Origin of the sequence: Novosphingobium oxfordense, assembly GCF_044029435.1 — a bacterium.
Classification (GTDB): Bacteria; Pseudomonadota; Alphaproteobacteria; order Sphingomonadales; family Sphingomonadaceae; genus Novosphingobium.
In genome coordinates this window covers 1-21,430 of sequence record NZ_CP147007.1, presented here as the reverse complement: position 1 = coordinate 21,430, position 21,430 = coordinate 1, and the positions used below count along the sequence as shown (strand labels likewise).

Genomic DNA, 21,430 nt, shown 5'->3' with positions numbered 1-21,430 from the left:
CGCACGTTTGCGAGGATCGTCGTAACTATGGTGCTGCTCAAACGAGCTCAGCCCTGATGCCCGCTTCACCTTCCGCAGGAGTTGTCCCAGACACTGAACCTACGGCATGCGAAGCGGCTGTGTCCTCCCCGCGTTATGCCGATCAGTCCACGCCAATAGGCACGAGACTGGTCGGCTTGGGCGGCACGGTCGCGATTGTCCTTGCAATCCTCGCCGGCCTGTTCCTGACGTGGCAGACCTACACCGCCCCGCCGCCGCCGGCGACGCTCACGGCCGTCAACGTCGCGCCGCCCGCAGCCCCGCCGGAGCCGGTTCGGGAGGTCCCGCCGGGTCCCGAACAGGTCAAGAAGGACAAGCCTGTCCCACAACCGGATCAACCCGCGATCGAAACGCCGAAGATCGTCCTGCCCAGCACCAACATCGTGGCCGCAGCGCCGCCTGCCCTTCCCACTCCGCCCGATCCGGGCCCGCCAATCAAGGAGACCACCGCGCCCGTCAGCAAGCCCGCGCCGCCGGCCCCGCAGATGTCGAGCGGTAAACCTACCTGGCAGGGCATGGTGCTCGCCGCGCTGGACAAAGTGAAGCGTTACCCGCGCGATGCGCATTTCGCGCGGCAGCAGGGCGTGCCCTACATCTGCTTCACGATGGACCGGCAGGGCAAAGTGCTGTCCGTCTCGCTGGAGCGGTCCTCCGGCATTCGCTCGCTCGATCAGGAGGCGCTGGCTCTGCCGAAGCGCGCGCAGCCGCTGCCGAAACCGCCCGAGGACGTGAAGGGCGAAAACATCGAACTCGTCGTGCCGGTCGAGTTCTTCATGCGCTGAGGGAATTCACATGGGCCTGACGTGGGATACGGCGGTCGGTCTGGCACATGCCAACAAGCAAGAACTATTGGAGGAAGTGCCCACCGACCAGCCAAATCTTAGCCGTTCGAGCATTGAGACAGGGCAGTTCTTGCGAATGGATCGCAACTAGGTTACGGGCCTCCTCAATCGGCAACATCGCCAGAGGTTTGGAAGGCCGGAGTCCCATGCCCGATCGGAGTGCCAAGGATCTAAGCGCGTTTGCCCGCGAGTTCCATGGCACGCTCGCTGATCACACCCGCAAAATGATGCGGGGGGCACCTGAGGCTGAAGATATTGCCCAGGAGAGCTGGGCAAAGGTATTAAGCGGTATCGCTAGTGGGGGGACGATAGCCAACCTGCGCGGTTACCTTCTAAAGGTCGCACGCAACTTGATGATCGATCATCGCCGCAGGGAAGCGCTTGGAATCGAAACGTGGGCGCCAGAAGATGCGGTCGCACGGATCGCCGATCCACAGCCCAGCGCGGAACATCAGCTCATAACTCGCGACGAGTTGAGGCGCATGGATGCGATCATTCAGGCCATGCCGGCCCGGCCACGGCAGGTATTCCGCCTGTCGCGGTTTGAAGGCCTGTCCTTCGCCGAAATCGGCCGCCGCCTCGGCATTTCACGTCAAACGGTCCACGATCATATGACCAAGGCGCTCATCGCTATCCAACTCGCGGCAGATTCAGATTTTGACGGCCCTGCCTGACAATCGGCATCTTCAAACGTCTAGAGAATACGGCGCAGTGCAATGGCGCACGGAGCCACAGGAAGTGCATGCGTGAACCGAACTCTTCGATCCGATCCGTTCGAACGGCTTGATCCGGTCACCAGAGAAGCCACCCGCTGGTTCGTCGCGCTCCACGAGGACCCATCAGACGACAGCCAGCGTGCGGCCTTCGAAGCCTGGCGCGGCGCTCATCCTGCGAATGCGGCAGCATATGATCGCCTTCAACGGCTCTGGGGCGCTTCCGGCCATTTGCCCAGCCTTGCCCGGCCTGAAGCGGTACATAACCGCCGCACCGTTCTACGCAGCGCAGGCGGAGTTGCCCTGACGGGCCTGACGTTGGCAGTCGCCGGGCGCTTGGTTTTCGGCGCACATCCGTTTGCCGATTACGCAACCAATGTGGGAGAGCGGCGTACGATAGCGCTTGGCGACGGATCTTCCGTCGAGCTTTCGACCGGTTCGGCGATTTCGGTTTCCTTCACCAATCGCGAACGGCGGGTCCAGCTACACGATGGTGAGGCATGGTTCAAAGTTGCCGCGGATCCCGCCAAGCCTTTCATCGTCGAGAGCGCCGGCGGAAGTACGACGGCGCTGGGAACTGCGTTCGCCGTGGCCAAAGATGAGGACGGTGCTCTGGTTACCGTCACCGAGCATGCCGTTCGCGTAACTGCATCGGGACGTGCAGTCGATGTCCCGGAAGGACAATGCTGTCGTTATGGATCGCGAGGACCAACCGGGCCAATGCGTTCGAACCCGTCCTCTCTGGCTTGGCGACAGGGACGACTCGTGTTCATCTCCCGTCCGTTTGGCGAGGTGGTGGCAGAGTTGGACCGCTGGCGTTCGGGCAAGACCTGGATCATGGATGAGAAACTGGCCTCGCAGCCCGTCACGCTGATGATCGGCACGCATGAAGTCGACGAAGCGCTGTTCCGGCTGGGAAGCAGCCTGCCCATGCGCATCACTCAGTTGACGCCCCTGCTCACGATCGTCCGACCCGCGTTCTGAAAATAATTATCATTAGCGTATCTGACAATCGGCGAGTCCGCCCGTCTTCCTTCTTGTGGGCGCCGCAAGGCGCTGACGGGTCCGATAGGAAACAAGGGGATTCGACGATGATGATTTTGAAAGAACGTCGCACGGGGAAAGCCCTGCGCAAGGCAGCGCTGCGACGTGCGATTTCGGCAATGACGGTGGCTGTGATCCCGTTGGGCACGCCCGCGGCAATGGCGCAGACTGCCGATGCCACCCGGTTCGAAATTGCCCCGCAATCTCTCGGCGAAGCGCTAGCGGCCTTCACGCAAAAGACGGGAATCACTCTAGCCTACGGAGGCACCTTGCCGGAAGTGCGGTCCGAGGGGGCAAGCGGGACCATGTCTTCGGCAGAGGCCCTGTCCCACATCTTGGCCGGTAGCGGCCTGACCTTCAGGTTCACGAACGCGAAGGCTGTTGCGCTGGAGCCGGCACCGCAGGCATCGACCGATGCGGTGCAGCTTGGACCCGTGCGGGTCGAAGGAGCCGGAACTGGTGGTATCGCCAGCCTTACCGTTGATCCTATCGCCACGGAGGGCACGCAATCCTACGCCGCGCGCGGTGCCAGCATGTTCAAGGGCGAGCAGACGCTCAAGGAAACGCCGCAGTCGGTAACGGTGGTTACCCGGCAGTTTCTGGACGACCTCAACCTCAATACCATCGAGCAGGTTCTGGAAAAGACGCCCGGTATCACCGTCGGGGAATCGCCTATGGGCGGTCGCTATTTCTATTCACGCGGCTTCCAGATGAGCGGACAGGCCGGTCAATATCTCTATGACGGCGTTCCGCTCGATATTGGTGGCAATTATGTCCAGGCCAACAGCTTCAACGCCGACATGGCGCTCTACGATCGTGTTGAGGTACTACGCGGCACGTCCGGCATGCTCAGGGGCGTGGGTAACCCGGCGGGAGCGGTGAACTTCGTGCGCAAGCGCGGCGCCTACGAGCCGTCCTTCACCGGCACGATCCAAGCCGGATCGTGGAACAATTACCGCGCGCAACTGGATGCCAGCGGTCCCCTCAACGCATCGGGTACGCTGCGGGCGCGCGGTCTCGTCGCGATGCAGGAGCGGGACTATTTCTACGATGTGGGCCAGCGCGGCGATCGGATTGCCTATGCAGCGCTGGACTATGACGTGTCGCCCGACACCACGCTGGGCGCAGGCATTTCCTATGAGAAACTGGACGCCACGCCCTGCTTCCATGGATTGCCCCGTTACAGGGACGGCAGCGATGCGCATCTGGACCGATCCACGTGCCTCGGCATGAAATGGAACCGTTGGAAGAGCGAACGCACCACCCTGTTCGCGGATGTCACCCACAAATTGAGCGACGACTGGACGTTCAATGCGTCGGCCGTTTTCAGCCAGAACGATCAGGATATCAAATACGCCTTTGCGGAAGGATCGATTCCAATTGGCAGCACGACGGCGCCACTGTCGCTCTATTCGGGCTTGTTTGATTACGACCACCAGGACTACGGCATCGACGCTTTCATCGACGGCAAGTTTCGCGCATTCGGTCAGGAACATCAGTTGATCGTCGGCGTGAATGCCAGCCATTCCAAGCACGACGACCGCTGGGCGCTGATCCGCATGACAGAGACACAAGATGCGTTCAATCCGATCGACAATGTAGCCGAACCGGACGACAGCTATTACGCCCCCAATGCCTATCGCGGCGGATCGGTGCCGGATGTGAGCACCAGCAAGAACCTCGGCATGTACGCCAATCTGCGCCTGAAGGTTGCCGACCCGGTTACGATTGTGCTGGGCGGCCGGCTTAGCTGGTACGATTATGAGCGCGAGAATGCGGCCTTCTGGGGCGTCTACTCCTACCGGCACGTGAAGGACAACGCCAAGTTCACGCCATTCGCAGCGGCAATCTACGACGTAACGACCAATGTCTCGCTCTACGCCAGCTATGCAGAGATTTTCACGCCGCAGAGCGACTATGAGACGGAATCGGGCAATCCGCTGCGCCCGGTGACGGGAACCAGCTACGAACTGGGTGTGAAAGGTGCCTGGCTCGACAATCGCCTCGGCGGCGCGATCAATCTCTACCGTACCGATCGTCACGACCTCGCGCAGACCGATTATGCCTCTTCTTGCCCGGGCTCTTCGGACGGCTATTGCTACGTGAATGCCGGCGATGTGCGCGCTGAAGGCTTCGAGGCTGAATTGAACGGCCAGATAGCGCCTGGCCTGGAACTGCAGGCTGGATATACCTTCACGAAGACGAAGATTACCCGGGATCTCAGCAGCGATAACGAAGGAACGGTCTTCAACGGCCAAACTCCGCGCCATTTGCTGCGGCTGTGGGCCAACTACACCCACGAAAAATTCAGCATCGGCGGTGGCGTAACCGCGCAGTCCAAGATCTACACGCTGAACCGCGGCACGAAAATCACGCAAGCTGGATATACCGTCTGGAATACAAGGGTCGGATATGACCTCACCGAGAACTGGAACGTCGCCGTCAATGTGAACAACCTGTTCGACAAGCGGTATTACCAGACGATCGGCTACACCACATATGGCAGCTACTACGGCGAACCGCGCAACGTCATGGTAACGCTGCGGGCGAGGTACTGAACCTGCCAATGAAGGCGGAACAACTTAAGGTTGTAGACAACATGGCGCCAATTGACCGGGGCCGGTGCCACCCGCCCACAGAAGTCCACCTGGACGATAACGCGGGATCGGCAGCGAGCATCATGCTCGCTGCCCTTCTGCCATCAGTACCTTCAAAGCCGCTCATGCCCGGCTTGCTCGGAATCGCCTCGGGGGCAGTGCCATTCTCACTCGTTGCAGCATTTCGGCGAGACTCAAACGCATGACCCTTTCGATGCCCCTCCTCCGTGAACTGCCGCAGGACAGTCCGATGTACGCTCTGAAAACTCCTGCGAGCCGTCAGCCCGCAACGCGCTATTCCGACCAACCCCTGTCGACGGGTACGCGACTGTTCGGATTGGCCGGAGTCGCCTTGATCGTCATGGCAATCGCCGGAGTCGCTCTGTTCAGCTGGACAGTGTTCCACGCCCCCACAGAACCTGCCCGCCTCAGCGTGTTCAACGTGGCGCCGCCTGCTGCGCTGCCTGAACCCGCGAGCGGACAACCGCCGGGGCTGGAACAAATCAAAAAAGAACGGCTTGAGCCGGCGCCCGATCGCCCCAAGCTTCCGCCCGTCGAAATTCAGCTTCCGACCGCCAGTCCGTCACCGGTGCCGGTCGTTCACCCCGTGGTCGATCCTGGACCGACCGTCGAAGACGCCACAGCGCCCGAGGCCAAAACTGAAGCACCGGCAGAACAGCCAAGCACTGCCAAGCCCACCTGGCAAGGGCTCGTTCAGAGCGCCCTCAACAAGGTAAAGCGCTATCCGCGGCAGGCTGCCGTTTTTCGCCAGCAAGGTGTCCCCTATATTCGCTTCGTCATGGACCGCGATGGCAAAGTCCTGTCATCCCATATCGAACGATCTTCCGGATTTCGTGCCCTGGACGATGAAGCGATCTCGCTTCCGAAACGAGCTCAGCCGCTACCCAAACCGCCAGATGACATGAAAGGCGCGACCATCGAGCTCGTGGTGCCTGTCGAATTTTTCATGCGCTGACGCCAACTTTGCGACGTTCATGCGGCCCAGGGTCGACGATTCGCTCGACAGATTTTGGTTGCGGCCAGCCGGTAACGTCCTACCTCGATTCAGACCGCCGAATAAGCGGACCGAGCCCGCAATCCCAGTTCCCTGGCAGCTGCCGTCGGTTCACCGAACTGCGGCTGAACCTGAACGACGTGCCGTGGAGAAATTGCGGCCGTTCAAGCGCAGAGTCGCCAACTGGAGCTTCGGCTTCAGAAGCCGTCGTTCCCATAGCTGTCTCGAGTGGCAAGAGAGCCGCCAAGCGGCACGGGATGAGACGTTCCGGACCCGCCCGGTTGTAGCCCCGCTTTAGGATTGTGCGTATAAGCAAACCAAGCTGCATGACGGCAGAAGATGCGCAGGATAGGTCGTTGCGATACTCGACGGGCGAAGAAATGGCTGTTGGAGATGACGTGGTTGCCGATGGGATGGACGGCGTTATCGTCTGCGATTCGACAATCGCAGGTTCGCCAAAGGATATGAACAGTGGGACCTACCCACATCGAAACTTCGGGCGGTGGCGCATTGTCGTCGGGTGTGATGGTCGACACCGTAGAGGCAGGCTTGATCCACTATGGAAGCGGAACCGATGGCATCAAGTTTGTCTGCAAGGACCAACGCGGTGAGTAAGCTGGAAAGCTCGATCGCTTCGGTCAACGATCGCTCATCGCTCCTGTGGATCTTTTATCATCCCGATGAGGTGGCTGACACCGAGATAGTTGAAGTCCGGCTAAACGGCCGGGATGAGCAAGCAGCGTCGTTCATCCCTCCGCCGACTTGGAACCTGCATCGCATCCAGTGGGGCGATACCTTCTTCGTCCGTCGCCAACAGTCCATGAGCGAACCGCAGATCGAGGAAATGCGCAGTAAACGATAAGAGCCCTGCGCTCGCCCGCTTCAGGCAAGTCCGGACGTTCGCTCCAATTCCTACGAATGTCGTAGTTGCCGGCGGAATGTGCCGATGCGATTTCAGACATCGAACGCAGATCAACGGAATCCCAACGAACCACTTGCGTCTGCACCCACTCCGGTTATTGGAAGATAAATTCTAATAACCGGAGTGGGTGCATGGAATCCCGTCGCGATGCGATCAAGCTGGCACTTGTAGGCACCGTCCTCGCGTCAAGCGCAAGCAGCACAAGAGCCGCAGCGCCTATGCCCGCAAGCCAGCCCTGCAAGTCCCCCGCTCTGCGGTGGGAGCCCGGTATCGAAGGTCAGCGCAAGGCGGACCTCGGGGATGGCAGATACCTCAACCCTGTGCTCGCAGGCGACTATCCCGACCCGTCGGTCCTCAAGGACGGCGACGACTACTACATGACGCACTCGTCCTTCGACGCGGCACCGGGCCTGCTGATATGGCATTCACGCGACCTGGTGAACTGGCGTCCACTGGGTCCCGCGCTCGCTCGCCCCATCGGCACCGTCTTCGCAGTGGACATCGCCAAGCACGGCGATCGCTACTTCATTTACATCCCCTTCATGAAGGCAAGCTGGTCGCCAACGCTTGCCAGCTTCGCGAACATCTACGTCATCCATGCAAGCTCGATGGAAGGCCCCTGGAGTGAGCCCATCGATCTGGGCATCGGAGGGTTGATCGATCCGGGGCACGTCGTCGGCGAGGACGGGCACCGATACCTTTTCTTCAACGAAGGAAAACGCGTCCGTCTTACTCCCGATGGTCTTGCGACGGCAGGCCCCGTTGAGACGGTCTACGAGGCCTGGCACTATCCCGACGACTGGATCACCGAGGCCTGGTCGCCCGAAGGACCCAAGCTGTTCCGGCGTGGCGATTGGTTCTACCTCGTCAACGCAGTGGGCGGAACCAGCGGCCCTGCCACGGGACACATGATCGTGGTCGCCCGCTCGCGCTCGATCCATGGTCCTTGGGAGCATTGCCCGCACAACCCTATTGTGCGCACGAGGTCCGAGGACGAACCCTGGTGGTCGCGCGGCCACGCCACGTGCGTTGAAGGGCCCGGTGGGCGCTGGTTCATGGTCTATCACGGCTACGAGAACGGATACCACACGCTCGGGCGCCAGACGCTCCTCGAGCCGATCGGATGGACGCGGGACGGTTGGTTCCAAGCAACCGGGGGCGACCTCTCAAAACCGCTACCGAAGCCTGCCGGACCAGAGCAACCGCATGGCATGGCGCACTCGGACCAGTTCGAGGAGGCGGCGCTTGGTCGCCTGTGGAGCCTCTATGCCAGCGCACCCGACGAAGCGGAGCGGGTCAGCGTGACAAACGCCCAATTGACACTCGCTGGCAAGGGCACGGGCCCCGCTGACAGTTCGCCGCTTACGCAGCAGGTCGGCGACCGCGCCTACGAGATCGAGATTGAACTTGAACTCATCGGCGAGGCGCAAGGAGGTCTTCTGCTGTTCTTCGACGACCGCCTGTTCCTCGGCATGGGCATCGATGGCAAGCGGATGACGACCTATCGCGGTGGCAAGGCGTCCTACTGGTCCGAACCCGCGCCCGCCGCCCGGCATATGCACATGCGGATCACTAACCAGGATCAGGTCGTTACCTTCCACTACAGCCTCGACGGCAAGACGTGGTCCCGCCATGGCGTGCGCAGCTTCGTCTCGGGATACAATGCCAACACCGTCGATAATTTGCTCAGCTTGAGACCCGCACTTTTCGCGGCAGGTCAGGGCAAAGTGAACTTTCGCGCGTTCAAGTATCGTGCACTTGGGTAGACGGTCACCTCAGCGCCAAACGGAATGGGATGGCGTTGCGCCGCAGACGGACGAACTGGGTGCTTTGCCGATCGTCCGCTTCCCGCCAGCGCGATCGACCGGTTTCGCTCGAACCCGACGTTCGCTGATGTCTTAACTAAGGCTTGGCTTTAGGTCGGGAACCGCCGAAAGCCCGTGAGATTTTGCAGTCGCTCCCGGCGCGCGTCGCGGATGGCTGCTATCGGCTAATAAACAGCCATCCGAAGAACATTAGCGCTGACGCTCCTTATTTGAATCAATGCCGACAATCGAAATGAAACAAGCTCTGAGCATTCTCGTCGAGCACCATCCGCTTCTCCTCCGCCGTGAGGTAACGGTTGGTTTCGATATATTGGACGGCCTCAATGAGGCTCGCGAAAATCTCGTCCGAGCCGAGTAGCAACCGCTCGGCGCCATAGGCACTCTTCACGCATTTCATCGCTTCGGGAATGTCCTGAACGCTCGTGTCGTACCAGAACTGGCGGAACGGTTTCATCGGATCGTCGATCGTGATCGGTGTCTGCTTGATCCATCCGAAGAAGCCGCCGCCGACCGCGCCCTTCGCGCTCATCGTCAAGGCGCGTTCAAGATTTTTCCTGATCCGCTCCCAGACATAGGGGAGATAGCCACCGCAAACTGCGAAGATGAACTCGATATCGGGATAGCGGGCGCTCAATCCCGAATAGACGATGCGCTGCGCCGCCATCTGGACCTGGGCCATCGAACCGATTGCGGTGTGGAGCCCGAAGTCCGCCATGCCGTGATGGCACATGCTGTGTGCCCCTACCGGATGGATATACGCCTTTGCCTTGCGCCTGTTCATTTCGGCCCAGAACGGCGCGAATGCCTCATCATCGAGTGGCCGTTCCTGGAACAGTGTTGGAAAGCAGATGCCGGCAAAGCCGAGCTGGTCCAGGCAGCGCTGCATCTCAGCGATGGCTTCATCCACATAGGGAAGAGGGACCCAGCCGAAAGCCCGGAACCGGCCATTGGTATCGGCGCTGGTCTGCGCATAGAGGTCATTGATCAGGCGAGCGGCTTCCACCGCGCCATCCAGATTGCGAACCTGCGTATCGAGGGCCGCCGATGACAGAATCTGAATTTCCGTATGGGTCTGGTCCATCGCCCGGAGGCGACTGGACAGATCGGACGACTGCCCGGCACCCTTGGCCTGCCGCAGCCCGAGCGCCGCCAGCCTCTCTGTGTAGCGCTCCGGATAGTAGTGAGCGTGAACGTCGATCCGCACGAAGCCTCTCCTTGAATTATCTGGATCGGGCTTATGATCGCACGGTCTTCGAGGCCAATGACTAAGGGCTATCGAGGCATTTCATTTATTTATCCGACGGAAACCGCATTATCCCGTAAGCTCGCGCCGAAAACGAAACGGCGGCCGGTACAGGCAAGACCGGCAGGGCGGAGAGGCGGACAGCATGAAACGGTTCAACTTCAATTTGTTCTTCGCTCTCGATGCGATTCTCCACTCCCGAACGCTCACCGAGGCTGCAAACGAGCTGCATGTCACGCAGCCAGCCATGAGCGTGTCGCTGAAAAAGCTGCGCGCCTATTTCGAGGATGAGCTGGTGGTCTATTCGACCACTGAGACCCGCTACACAGAACTTGCGATCGCGTTGCGCCCACGCATTCGGGCCACGCTCCAATCCGCGCGCGATGCGCTGGGCCTCTCACTCGATTTCGATCCGATGACGGATCGCCGGACGGTCACGGTCACCGCACCCGACATCGTTGAATACGTCTTCCTGAACGAAGTCTTCGGCGCGATACAGCGCGAGGCACCGAAGATCTCGTTCGTGTCTCGGCCTTTTTCCTATCAGCCGGTAGACCAGCTGTTCCGTGAGCCGCTGGACGTGGCGATTGTCTCGGAAGCCTTCGCGCTTCCCGAATATCCCAGCGCCGAACTGTTCAGCGACGAACTGTGCTGCCTGGTCTGGGAAGGAAACTCACGGATCGGCGAGACAATGACGGAAAGCCAGTATTTCTCGATGCGCCATGCCGCCATCGAGCATACGCACAGCTCGCTCAGCCATCCGATCGGGGCCGCGCTGCACCATCTCCATGGCCGGCAGGACATCGCGGTTAGGACAGCTGCCTATTCCACGCTCCCGCGCCTTATCGTGGGCGGCGACCTCATCATCACGACCCTCGGGCGGTTCGCCGAAATGTGCGCGAAGACCATGCCGCTTCGGGTTGTTCCTTGCCCCGTCGACACTCCGCGGCTCAGCTTCGTGGCGCAGTGGCAAACCTACCGGGACAGCGAGCCGCTGATCGTCTGGCTTGTCGAGGTCATGAAACGAAAGGCTCGCGAGCTTGCCCCCCCGGCAGCTCGCGAGCCTCTCCCCGCGCATTGCATGTGATGCGCGGGCTAACGCTTTAGTCGCTTGCCGGCTTGAGGGCGGGCAATTGGCCGATCGCCCGATAAGCGAGGAGAAGGCTGATCCAGCCGAGGACAACGCAGACCGGCGCGGCCAACATCGCGTAACGCAGGGAATCAATCCCGAAATGCGGCTGCAGCGCATCGCTTAGGAACCCGACCAGCGTCGGCCCGAAACCGAAGCCCACCAGGCTTTGCCCTAGGACCAGCAGCGAGGAGGCAACGCCGCGGTTCTCGGGCGCGACCAGACCAATGCCGACGGCAATCGCGGGCCCGGTGTGCGTGCCGATCAGAAACGCACCCATTCCCCCTCCTATCAGCACCAGCGGGAGCGTGGGGCCAAAGCAGAACAGTACCAGGGCTAGCGGAGCCAGCGCGATCGTGGCGAGCGGAACGAGCAAGCCGGCGCGAAGCAGACCACGCTTGCGCGTCAGCGTGCTGGCCGCGAAGCCGCCTGCAATCGTCCCAACGACACCGCCGAGGCCTACCACAGGTCCGGCGACCAGCCCGACGTCGCCCTGGCTCACATGATAGAGGCGCATCAGCAAGGCGGAGCCCCAGTTTGCCGCGATTGCCTGGGTCGAGGAAAGCGCGGTCACGGCAAGCACGACGAGCAGGAACGCGCGATCTGTAAGGAGCCTTTGAAACGCAGGCCAGAGGCCCAGGCCAGCACTGAATCCGTGCGTGCCCTCAGATATCCCCCGCAGCGGTTCCCGCACGGTGAAGAGAACCAGCAATGCCAGCACCACGCCGGGCGCACCGATCACATGGAACGCTGCCCGCCAGCCATGCGCTTCAGCCACCTTGCCTGCAATGACCGCTCCCAGAACGATGCCAATGAAGGCCCCGGCCTGGAACAGGGCAAAAGCCTTGGGCCGTCGCACCGGCGCGAAATAGTCGCCGATCAAGGGATAAGCGGTGGGATAGCAGGTCGCCTCCCCCACCCCGACCCCGATCCGCGCTGCAAGCATGGAGGCAAAGCCCGTGGCATAGCCGGTAAGCGCGGTCATTCCGGACCATAGTGCCAGACCGGCCGCGAGGATGTTGCGCCGATTGGAACGGTCGGCGAGGCGTGCGACGGGTATGCCGAACAAGGCGTAGAAGATCGCAAACCCCACGCCCGATAGCAGGCCAACCTCACCGTCGGAAAAACCGAACTCAAGACGTATCGGCTCGACCAGAATGCTGATCAGGGCGCGATCGACCGCATTGAAACTGTGAACGAGGACCAGCACGGCAAGGACGTACCAGGCATAGAATTGGTGACCCACGGTGCCCTTCGGGCTCCAGGCTGTTGGGGGGGGCATGGTCGTTTCCGAGGATACCGGACTGGTCATCGTCATCGCCTTGATCAGAACCTGAAGCCCATGGTGACACCATAGGTACGTGGAGGGTTGATGCTGTTGAGGGTGAGCCCGGTCGTAGCGTCAGGCGGGCTTCCCTGCTGGAGAGTGGCCTTGTCTTCGACATTGCGCACGAATGCGTTGATCGTCCAACGTCCTTCCGGCGCTTCGTAGCCCAGCGTAAGGTCGGTGCGCGTATAGGCTTTCTGGAAGTTCCCAGCCTGGTGGATATACCACATCCAGGTGTCATTCTTGAACTGCGTGCGCGCATCGGCGACCACCGCCCCGCCATTGGCCAGCGGGAAACGCTGCCGGTATCCCGCCGAAATCGTCCATCGCGACGCGCCTGGAAGGCTGATCCCGCTGTAATCGGTCAGCGCGCCGGTGAAGGTATCGGCCAGAAGGAAGCTACGAAAATAGGCATCGTTGTAGAGGATGTTGGCATCGAACTGGCCGTTGTCGCCGACCTTGAGGGCAATGTCTACCTCGACTCCCCGGCTGCGGGCCGATGCGGCATTCTCGGTCCTGACCGTGAGCGGACAGGAAGGCAGGATGCCAAGCTGACTGCAAGCCACCGATCCGTCGTTGATGCGCCCCAGGCGCTGGGTCTGGTAGTCGTTGTAGTCGAGCCAGAACGCCTCGACGTTGACCTGCAGGCGGTTGTCGAAAAGCCGCGACTTGAAGCCGAGAGTATAGCTGTTCACCGTCTCGGGCTGATAGGGATAGACGTTCGGCCCATCCGCGACACCAAGATTGAATCCGCCGGCATGAAAGCCCGTCGCGAACTGCGCATAGACCATGATCCGAGGCGCGATGTCGTATTCGAGGCCCGCGCGGTAGCTCGTGTTATTGAATGACACCTTGCCCTGCGTCGGCGCGCTCGTGACCAGCCCCGCCGGCGCCGTATAGTAGGATTCGATCGTTCCGTCACTCGATTGCTTGCGCTCGTGGGTAAAGCGGATCCCTCCGGTAACGCGCAGACCATTCAGGATTTCGTAGGTCGCCTGACCGAATGCGGCATAGTTTTCGTCAACCAGATCGGGTTGGCTGATCAGGATCGAGTTCTGGATGATCGACGCCTGCGCGAGGCAGACACCCGGCACCGCCGGCAGCGGCCCGGGACCATCTGGATCGAGAGGTCCGCTGCAGACGGTTGGCGGCAAGGGCGAGCCGGCCGCCGGGATCGGGTTGGAGAGCGCCAGATTCCCGTTGAACACCCGAAGCGCCGAGAATTGCTTTTCGTAGGAATAGTAGCCCCCGACGATCCAGCGCAGCCGGCTGTCGGCGTGCGAGGCCAGGCGCACTTCGGCCGTGTACTGATCGACGTCCTGGTCCTGCTCCTGCCGCGAGAGCGTCGCGTAACTGATCGCATCGATCTTGGTCTTGCGATATCCACCAATCGCCGTGAGCGAGCCGAACCCAAGGTCTGCATCGACTGTGAGGTTGGCGCCGCCGAACTGATTGTTGAGGTAGCCGTCCGATTCCACGGTCTGGGCACCGTAGGGATAGGAGCAGGTCAGAATGGCAGGCGTGCCTGCGGTGGGACCCGCTTGTCCCACCGGATAGGGCAGGCCAACGCAGTAAGTCCCCGGTAAGGGCAAATTGAGGGCTGTGGGCGGCCCCGCCTTTTGCAAGGCGGCGTTGATCGCCGGATCGCTGGGTCCGAGCCAAGGGTTGGAAGGATCGACGAAGCGTGTGTCGAGCCCGCTTGCGTTGTTGGGGCCCGTGGGCGTGAATGCGCTGCCCTGCCCGCCCTGATGCGAATAATCGGCCGAGAGAAAGACCTTGAGTGTGTTTGAAGGCTCCCAAAGCAGGCTCGCACGAGCGCCCTGGCTGACATCATCATTGTAACCGTCACTGAGATAGCCGTCGCGGTGGACGATCTGCCCGGCAAGTCGCAGTGCCAGCGTATCACCGGCTGGCAGATTGACAGCACCGGCCACCCGGACACTGTCATAGTTTGCGAATTCGAGATTGGCATCCATGCTCCGCTCGCCGATCACCGGTCGGTTGGAGATGACGTTGACGGCTCCGCCCGTGGCATTGCGGCCATAGAGCGTGCCTTGGGGGCCCTTCACGACCTCGATGCGGGCCACGTCGAAGAGTCCGGCGCTGAGGCCGGCGGTACGCGAAAAGTAAACCCCGTCGAGGCTGAAGGCCACGGCCGGATCGGCATTGGCAGTCAGCACGCGGGAACCGACGCCGCGGATGTAGATTGACGCGGCACCGCCGGTGTTCGTTTCGATCTGGAGACCGGGCACCAGCTTCACCAGGTCCTGTGCCTGGCTGACCCCGCGCTCCATCAGGCTATCCCCAGCCACCGTCGAAACGGCCACAGGAAGCTTCTGCACGTCCGTCGAAATCTTGCTCGCCGTGACGATGATCTCGGCAAGCCCCTGGCCGGAACTCGCCGCAGCGCCTGCACCTTGGCCCTGTCCAGATGGCTGCGTTGCTTCGCCCGCTTGCGCTCTTGCAAGGCCCGGAGACCCGGCCAGCACTGCCGCCAGGATGAACGGTGAGGCACCGGCCCACGTCTTCTTCGCAGTATTCATGTTCATTCTCCCCCTTAACGGCCGCCCTCTTGGATGGAGCGGCTTCGCCTGGAATTTACTGGTCGATGGGCGCGCACCTCGGCATTCGGCTCCGTGCCACGAAGTCCATGAGCTGCCGGGTCATCGCGCCAAGTTGCTCGTCGACCTGGGTTGCGATCAGACGGCCGTCGGCGTCGAAAAGCGGCTGCCGCGAGTTGACTGCGATGCCGAGCGGCGTCGGCCAGCCTCTGAGCGCATGCACGATCGATCTCAGCGTGGCGATCGTCGCATTGGCGCCCTGCCATCCGGCCCCCGCCGCAATCAGACCGACAGGTATTCCGTCGAAATAAGGACGGCGATCCCCTGCCAGCTCTTCGGTGTAGTCGAGGGCATTCTTGATCAAACCGGAGATCGAGCCGTGATAACCTGGCGATGAGAGCACGACGGCGTCCGCTTCACGCATGGCCGCGACGAGTTCGCTCGCCGCGGCATTTTCCAGATTGCGACCCGGGGCGTAGAAGGGAATTTCCAGTGCGTGCGATGTGAACAGCCGCACTTCTGCACCAGCCTCTTCGCACTGGCTGAGGGCATGCCGAAGCAAACGCGCCGTAGAACTATCGTGCGCGAGGGTTCCGCCAATTCCGACGACAAGTGGGCGGTCATGGCGCATCGGTTAGCTCCGTGCCGGCTGAAGATTGGGCATTCCGGTACCCGGCGCGCCGAATGACCCGCTCGGCCCGATGGGCAATGGTCCTGCTGCCACTGCCGCTCGAACTTCGCTCGGCGGATTGAAGCGCTCCGGAGCAAGGTTGGGCATGCACTGCTCGACGAACAGGCCATAGGAGGCATCCCACATCGGCGGGTTGTAGACGCCCACGGTGAATCGGGTCAGCACCTGCGCGATGCCAGCGCGTTTGTGGGCCAGAAGTTGTTCGGTGACGCTATCCGGACTGCCGACGATGAACCAGGCTTGGACGAAACGACTGTTCGCCGCTTCCATCGGGTTCAAGTCGGTGCGTCCTGCGACCCCGTCCTCGAACATCTGCCGCATTGACCGACCGTCCTGATCGCGGCGAAGCATCGGATTCCTGCCGCCCATGGTCTCGGCATCCGCCCAGGCCTGATCGTCGCTGGAAGCCACGACGACCTGGTGATGGACCATTGATTTGACCAGCCGCTCCGACTTGAACGCGTCTTCATAACCGGCCTCGTCGAGGCCATCGCGGAACAGTCTGAACTTGTTCGCCGCGTCCTCCAGCGTGCAGGGGCCCAACGAGAGGATGTTGCCTTCAACGCCTGCGCGCCTGCACGTTTCGTCGGTGTTCGTTCCGATCATGATATGAGGATGCGGGGCGCGGTAGGAGGACGGCATCAGCCGGCCGTGCATGCCACCCTTTACCCATTTGCCGTCGAAGCGAAGCGGACCATCGTCAGGTCGGTGGCCCCACAACCGCATCAACGCATCGTACTTTTCCGCGTAGATTGCGCGCTGATGCGCCGGATCGAGGCCGAAGTTCTCGAAGTCGGGCGAGAAACCGACCCGGCCCGCCGAAAGTCCGACGATCAGCCTGCCTTCGAGCAGCTGGTCGAGAACGTTGATGTTCTCAGCCATCATGATCGGGTTATGATACGGCAGCGGGCACATCGACGTGCCGAAGTAGGTCTCGCCAAGGAACGGCGAGAGACGCGCGCCCATCATCAACGGGTTGCAATAAGGCTCGTAATTGTTGAAGTGCTGCTCGCCGAATGTCACGAGGCTGAAGCCATCCGCCGCAGCGCGCACCGCTCCTTCGAGACAATAGTTGATAAGCGGCCGGTCATCGCGGGGTCCGCGAGCAAAAGGCCCCATGAAAACGGCAATATACATGGCATCACTCCCTGAGATTGAGGCAAGCGTAAAAGCCGCGATCAAGAGAGTGAAATCTCAAAGAATTATCACGTCATAACGAGCATCAATGGCAGGTCGGCGCACACGCTTACACCCCACGACGTCCAGACTCATCTGAAAGCCGGTGGCGCGACCGCGTTTATTTCGCGCTCCAATCATCCGAAGGTGGAAACTGGATCGGCACTATCGCGACACAAGGGACATGCCGCCACGGCTCTGCGGACCGACCAAGGCCCTTCACGATCAAAAATGGCATCCGGACGTTGCTGTTGGAACTTGGGCGGGTGATTTCGCGAATGACCGAAATGCTATTCACGCCGCCGTCACTGAACGGCTTGAGTTGGTCGCCTGCTGCCGAAAGCTATTCGCTCTCTCGTGATAAATGATCGAACAGTGCCTTGGCGGGCGGTGTGAGGTCGCTTTCGTCACGTACACACAGTGACAGATGGCGAGTGGCCCAGTCGTCACTCAGGCGGATGATCGCAATATCCGCCGATCGCCGGCAACGTCGCGCGGCGGCTTCAGGAACGATCCCGATACCCACCCCGGCTCCCGCCATCTGACAGATGCCATCGAAGCTGTGGAGTCGTGCTCGCATCTTCAACTTTGCACCGACGCGGGATGCCTGCCCGTCGATGTGGTCCCGCAACGCCCCGCGCGCCAGGCCGATGAAATGATGGCCGAAAAGGTCGCCGAACCGCACCCGCGCATGTTCTGCCAGCGAATGTTCCTTGGGCGCAACGACAACAAGGCGGTCAATCGCGAAAGGCCGCAACGTCAAATCGCCTATCTCAACGGCGCTCGACAGCACGCCGATTTCGGCGAAGCCTGCGCCGATGCTTCTGGCAATTTCTGTGCTTTGGCGCTCCTTCAGGTCGATGTCGATCTGAGGGTGGGCAGCCATCCAGGGTGCAAGCCGCTTGGGTAAAAATTCCGTAATGGCGGCTGTGTTTGCAAAGACGCGTACCGAAGCGCGCAGGCCTTTCGCAAATTGGCCGATATCGCCCCGCATCTGCGCCATCTGGTGCAGGATCGTGCGGGCATGGTGCGCCAACATTTCTCCGGCTTCAGTTGGCGCTATGCCGCGGCGGCCGCGATTTAGCAGAGTCACTTCCCCCACCGTCTCCATATCTCGCAGCCGTTCACTAGCCGCTGGCAGTGACAAGCCCACTTCCGCGGCACCATGGGTGATACTCCCGGCATCCACCACCGCGAGAAACAGGCGAAGGTCAGTAAGGTCGAAGCGCATGGCGGCCTTTTAATGGGTTTCCTGCCTTCGCTCCAGCCGAAGCCACAACTCGGCCCTTCCGCATTGTGGCTCCCAGAGCGGTCGCTACCTCCGGCGCATGCCTGATCATTCACTCCTGTTAATCGCCGCGATCATCACGACGTTCTTTGCCGCCGGCATCGTCAAGGGAGTGACCGGCATGGGGTTGCCCACAGTTGCCATGGGAGTGCTGGGATCGCTGCTATCGCCGTTAGCCGCCGCCGCGCTGCTGCTGGTGCCATCGTTCCTCACCAACGTCTGGCAGCTTTTGGCAGGCCCGAAGTTCGGAGTGCTCATCCATCGCCTTTGGTCGATGATGCTGACCATCATCATCGGGACGGTGATCGGCTCTATGATGCTGACAGGAGGGACTACCGCATTGACGACCGTGTGTCTTGGCATCGTCCTGATCATCTATGCGGCGTACACGCTGCTGGCCAAGCCTCTCAACGTTTCTCCCCGATGGGAGCCGTGGCTGTCCCCGGTGGTCGGGCTGGTTACTGGACTGGTCACGGGTGCGACGGGTGTGTTCGTGATACCTGCCGTGCCGTACATCCAGTCACTTGACCTCCAGCGTGATGATCTAGTGCAGGCGCTGGGTCTTTCGTTCACGGTGTCGACGATCGCGCTTGCGATTGGGCTGTTCTGGCATGGTGCATCCCCGCTCGGGAATCTGCTGACCTCGACGCTTGGGGTCGTTCCCGCGCTCGTTGGCATGGCAACTGGACGATTGATCCGGACACGGATCAGTCCGCTGCTATTCCGCCGGCTTTTTCTAATCTTCCTGCTATTGTTGGGCTTTGAAATGGCCTTTCGTGGTCTGCGTTGATACGACCACCTTCCATCGCCCTGATCTGTCTTGCTCTCGTGCGTTTACCGGCAGCTATCGTCATCATCATGCGACCGCTTCTGTCTAATACTGACGGTTGTGTCAGCACGTCCAAATATGTCTATCTGGTCGAGAGTTGCGCATGTTGGAGCCGATCGTTCACCGCAGGCTATGGCCCTGATCGAGTAAGTACGGACCCACCAATTGACGGGTCCGCATCAGACATTTGAGTAGAGATGACTCCAGTTCATTGTAGGCAGATCGGATCGGCGCCTCGATTCCGATGGCTGTGTCTGTTGGTATCCTTCTGAGGAAGTCTGCGAGCGGCAGGTCGCCATCGCCGGGACATTGTCGCTCGAACAGCGCCTCATCCATATAGCTCTCGATCTTGGCCGGCATCGGAACATCGCAAATCTGCACATGGCCGATTGCCTCGGGCGGAAGACTCTCGAGATCGTTCACCATGCCCCCACGACGGAAGTAGTGCATGGTATCGATGAGCAACTTGAAATTAGGATGCCCCACGGCCAACCACGATGCCTCGGCTTGCTGGATAGTCCTGAGCACACCGGCACCGACTTCCGTGGTGACAATCAATCTCCGCTCTGCTGCCAGTTCCGCCAGCCGAGCAAATTGCGCATGCGTTCGCGCCCTGTCCTTGTCGAGACTCACGACGCATAGGGAACGCGCGCCAAGTTGCGCAACGACATCGAGATCGGAGTCATAGTCCTCAACCGCTGTGCCGGCCTCGATGGCAAACCCCTCAACCAGTTCCAGCCGCATACCGTGGTCGGCCAAGGCGGTCGCCAATTGGCGCCTTGTCGATTTGCTATCCTTCAGCGGTTCTTCGGCAGGACCAACCAAGCTGTTCGCGGCCCCGCGATAATTTACCGATACGAAATCACACTTCAGACGCGCAGCCAGCGCTACATATTGCGGCAACGGCATTCCGAACACACTGAGATATTCCAGCCCGATGCCACCGCGCAGTTTTCCGCCCATCAGGACAGCACCTGAAGTGAGCCACCTCCGGCTGCAGATGCGTGCATGGCGTCCATGATCTGCATGCACTTCAATCCGTCGCGGAACGTCGGCGGGGCGACCGCCGATCGGCCAGCCGAGCCGAGGATTGCATGCCGCAGCGCTTCAGCCAGTCGGGTAAACGGACCGATCTCGAAATGCGAAAGGCGATTGGCCGAACTGGGGTCTGCGGCCGGCGGCGGTGCGGGCAACTCAAGCTCGGGCGGAACGGAAAGCTGCCGCGTGCCGTTGGCATTTGCGACCAGTACTTTGCCCGCCTCTATCCATACCGTGCCCTTGGAACCGGCGCACCGGCACAGGGTCGCAGGTTCTCCCCAAGCCCCGGCCGATTGCTGCATGGAACCCTCCACGCCGCCCTTCGTGACGAAGCGCATCGAGTAGCTGTCTTCCGCAACGTCAACGCGGTCCGAAACGGTCAAGAGATTGGCGCTGAGCGAATGGAAATCTCCCAGCCATGCCCGGATCTGGTCGATTAGATGCGATCCGCTCGCCCCGAGCCAGCCGCCCCCGGCCTCCTTGTCGAACCACCAGCGCGGCAACCTGGCATTGGGGTCGGCACAGAACGGCAAGAACTGGTCGACGATCAGGAAACGCGGCTCACCGATCAAACCTTCTCGGATCGCCTGTCCAAACAACGCGCGCTCCGGCAGCCAGCGGAATTCGTGGGAGACCATATGGATCACCCCCGCCTGCTCGGCGGCCTGGAGCAGTGCCTCGCCCTCATCGGCATTGAAGGCGAAGGGCTTTTCACACAAAACGTGACATCCAAGTGCAATAGCCTCATGCGCAAGCGTAGCGTGCGTGTTCGGCGTGGTCGCGATCGTAACTAGCGCAGCACCTGTTGCGCTGATCGCTTCGTCCAGATCCGTGAAGGATGTCGGCACGGCATTTTCTGCCGCTTTGCGTTGAACGCGCTCCTCATTTCTGCCTACCAGCGCTGCGACTTCGAAACCCGCTGCGCGAAGCGCAGGTACGTGGACACGACAACCAAATCCCGTGCCGACGACGACAGCCTTTATCTTTTCCAATTCGCTCTCCCGTTTAACGGTAGACCGCCATTGATAGCACGTACTATCAATGGCATTTGACGAGGGAATGGACGGCATTTCGTGCTGCAAGCGGCCGGGACCAATGACCGCTATTTCCGCCATCAGTCATTCATACTTTGGCGCCGAATGGCTGAAAC

17 protein-coding genes are annotated in these 21,430 nt (G+C 61.0%); 9 read left to right on the top strand and 8 right to left on the bottom strand.

Translation table 11 applies throughout. The features are described from left to right. Positions 1–119: 119 nt before the first annotated feature. From WBP07_RS20110 to WBP07_RS20080, 7 genes are all read left to right on the top strand, one after another. Positions 120–821, top strand: coding sequence for an energy transducer TonB (locus tag WBP07_RS20110; RefSeq protein WP_395396200.1), 702 nt, complete (start codon positions 120–122; stop codon positions 819–821). Between the two features lie 206 nt (positions 822–1,027). Next, a complete protein-coding gene (locus WBP07_RS20105; protein ID WP_395396199.1) occupies positions 1,028–1,555 on the top strand; it encodes an RNA polymerase sigma factor in 528 nt (175 codons plus the stop codon). Positions 1,556–1,627: 72 nt separating this feature from the next. Continuing rightward, a complete protein-coding gene (locus WBP07_RS20100; RefSeq protein ID WP_395396198.1) occupies positions 1,628–2,578 on the top strand; it encodes a FecR family protein in 951 nt (316 codons plus the stop codon). A 110-nt stretch (positions 2,579–2,688) separates the two neighbouring features. Further along, complete coding sequence (locus WBP07_RS20095) at positions 2,689–5,196, top strand: TonB-dependent siderophore receptor (protein WP_395396478.1); 2,508 nt, start codon at positions 2,689–2,691, stop codon at positions 5,194–5,196. Positions 5,197–5,437: 241 nt separating this feature from the next. After that, positions 5,438–6,211: an energy transducer TonB gene (locus WBP07_RS20090; RefSeq protein ID WP_395396197.1), complete on the top strand. Its 774-nt coding sequence runs from the start codon at positions 5,438–5,440 to the stop codon at positions 6,209–6,211. A 646-nt stretch (positions 6,212–6,857) separates the two neighbouring features. Further along, a complete protein-coding gene (locus WBP07_RS20085) occupies positions 6,858–7,112 on the top strand; it encodes a hypothetical protein (protein ID WP_395396196.1) in 255 nt (84 codons plus the stop codon). A 191-nt stretch (positions 7,113–7,303) separates the two neighbouring features. Further along, a complete protein-coding gene (locus WBP07_RS20080) occupies positions 7,304–8,938 on the top strand; it encodes a family 43 glycosylhydrolase (RefSeq protein ID WP_395396195.1) in 1,635 nt (544 codons plus the stop codon). Between the two features lie 274 nt (positions 8,939–9,212). On the opposite strand, the gene WBP07_RS20075 is transcribed toward WBP07_RS20080, so the two are convergent. Then, positions 9,213–10,202, bottom strand: a complete 990-nt coding sequence (locus tag WBP07_RS20075) for an amidohydrolase family protein (RefSeq protein ID WP_395396194.1) — start codon at positions 10,200–10,202, stop codon at positions 9,213–9,215. Between the two features lie 205 nt (positions 10,203–10,407). Here WBP07_RS20075 and WBP07_RS20070 point away from each other — a divergent pair, with 205 nt between their 5' ends. Continuing rightward, complete coding sequence (locus WBP07_RS20070) at positions 10,408–11,328, top strand: LysR family transcriptional regulator (protein ID WP_395396193.1); 921 nt, start codon at positions 10,408–10,410, stop codon at positions 11,326–11,328. 16 nt (positions 11,329–11,344) lie between these two features. On the opposite strand, the gene WBP07_RS20065 is transcribed toward WBP07_RS20070, so the two are convergent. The 5 genes from WBP07_RS20065 to WBP07_RS20045 all read right to left on the bottom strand — a co-directional run bounded on the left by WBP07_RS20065 (position 11,345) and on the right by WBP07_RS20045 (position 18,356). Next, positions 11,345–12,652, bottom strand: a complete 1,308-nt coding sequence (locus WBP07_RS20065) for a spinster family MFS transporter (RefSeq protein ID WP_395396192.1) — start codon at positions 12,650–12,652, stop codon at positions 11,345–11,347. A gap of 44 nt (positions 12,653–12,696) precedes the next feature. Further along, positions 12,697–15,240: a TonB-dependent receptor gene (locus tag WBP07_RS20060; protein ID WP_395396191.1), complete on the bottom strand. Its 2,544-nt coding sequence runs from the start codon at positions 15,238–15,240 to the stop codon at positions 12,697–12,699. Between the two features lie 55 nt (positions 15,241–15,295). Then, positions 15,296–15,889: an NADPH-dependent FMN reductase gene (locus WBP07_RS20055; RefSeq protein ID WP_395396190.1), complete on the bottom strand. Its 594-nt coding sequence runs from the start codon at positions 15,887–15,889 to the stop codon at positions 15,296–15,298. A gap of 3 nt (positions 15,890–15,892) precedes the next feature. After that, on the bottom strand, positions 15,893–17,131 hold the full coding sequence (locus WBP07_RS20050) for an LLM class flavin-dependent oxidoreductase (protein WP_395396189.1): 1,239 nt from the start codon (positions 17,129–17,131) through the stop codon (positions 15,893–15,895). A gap of 337 nt (positions 17,132–17,468) precedes the next feature. Continuing rightward, positions 17,469–18,356, bottom strand: a complete 888-nt coding sequence (locus WBP07_RS20045) for a LysR family transcriptional regulator (RefSeq protein ID WP_395396188.1) — start codon at positions 18,354–18,356, stop codon at positions 17,469–17,471. A 97-nt stretch (positions 18,357–18,453) separates the two neighbouring features. On the opposite strand from WBP07_RS20045, the gene WBP07_RS20040 reads away from it, so the two are divergent. Beyond that, a complete protein-coding gene (locus tag WBP07_RS20040) occupies positions 18,454–19,203 on the top strand; it encodes a sulfite exporter TauE/SafE family protein (RefSeq protein ID WP_395396187.1) in 750 nt (249 codons plus the stop codon). A 159-nt stretch (positions 19,204–19,362) separates the two neighbouring features. Here WBP07_RS20040 and WBP07_RS20035 read toward each other — a convergent pair whose 3' ends face one another. Next, entirely contained in the window at positions 19,363–20,205 is an 843-nt protein-coding gene (locus WBP07_RS20035) for a sugar phosphate isomerase/epimerase family protein (RefSeq protein WP_395396186.1), read from the bottom strand. After that, positions 20,205–21,395, bottom strand: a complete 1,191-nt coding sequence (locus tag WBP07_RS20030; RefSeq protein WP_395396185.1) for a Gfo/Idh/MocA family protein — start codon at positions 21,393–21,395, stop codon at positions 20,205–20,207. The genes WBP07_RS20035 and WBP07_RS20030 overlap by 1 nt, the downstream gene beginning before the upstream one ends. Positions 21,396–21,430: the final 35 nt, after the last annotated feature.

What these genes read in the sequence shown, in the direction of transcription:
- WBP07_RS20105 (WP_395396199.1), top strand. Translation starts at nt 1,028, where the DNA reads ATGCCCGATCGGAGTGCCAAGGATCTAAGCGCGTTTGCCCGCGAGTTC.
- WBP07_RS20095 (WP_395396478.1), top strand. Translation starts at nt 2,689, where the DNA reads ATGATTTTGAAAGAACGTCGCACGGGGAAAGCCCTGCGCAAGGCAGCG.
- WBP07_RS20090 (WP_395396197.1), top strand. Translation starts at nt 5,438, where the DNA reads ATGACCCTTTCGATGCCCCTCCTCCGTGAACTGCCGCAGGACAGTCCG.
- WBP07_RS20080 (WP_395396195.1), top strand. Translation starts at nt 7,304, where the DNA reads ATGGAATCCCGTCGCGATGCGATCAAGCTGGCACTTGTAGGCACCGTC.
- WBP07_RS20065 (WP_395396192.1), bottom strand. Translation starts at nt 12,652, where the DNA reads ATGCCCCCCCCAACAGCCTGGAGCCCGAAGGGCACCGTGGGTCACCAA.
- WBP07_RS20060 (WP_395396191.1), bottom strand. Translation starts at nt 15,240, where the DNA reads ATGAATACTGCGAAGAAGACGTGGGCCGGTGCCTCACCGTTCATCCTG.
- WBP07_RS20055 (WP_395396190.1), bottom strand. Translation starts at nt 15,889, where the DNA reads ATGCGCCATGACCGCCCACTTGTCGTCGGAATTGGCGGAACCCTCGCG.
- WBP07_RS20045 (WP_395396188.1), bottom strand. Translation starts at nt 18,356, where the DNA reads ATGCGCTTCGACCTTACTGACCTTCGCCTGTTTCTCGCGGTGGTGGAT.
- WBP07_RS20040 (WP_395396187.1), top strand. Translation starts at nt 18,454, where the DNA reads ATGCCTGATCATTCACTCCTGTTAATCGCCGCGATCATCACGACGTTC.
- WBP07_RS20035 (WP_395396186.1), bottom strand. Translation starts at nt 20,205, where the DNA reads ATGGGCGGAAAACTGCGCGGTGGCATCGGGCTGGAATATCTCAGTGTG.
- WBP07_RS20030 (WP_395396185.1), bottom strand. Translation starts at nt 21,395, where the DNA reads ATGGCGGAAATAGCGGTCATTGGTCCCGGCCGCTTGCAGCACGAAATG.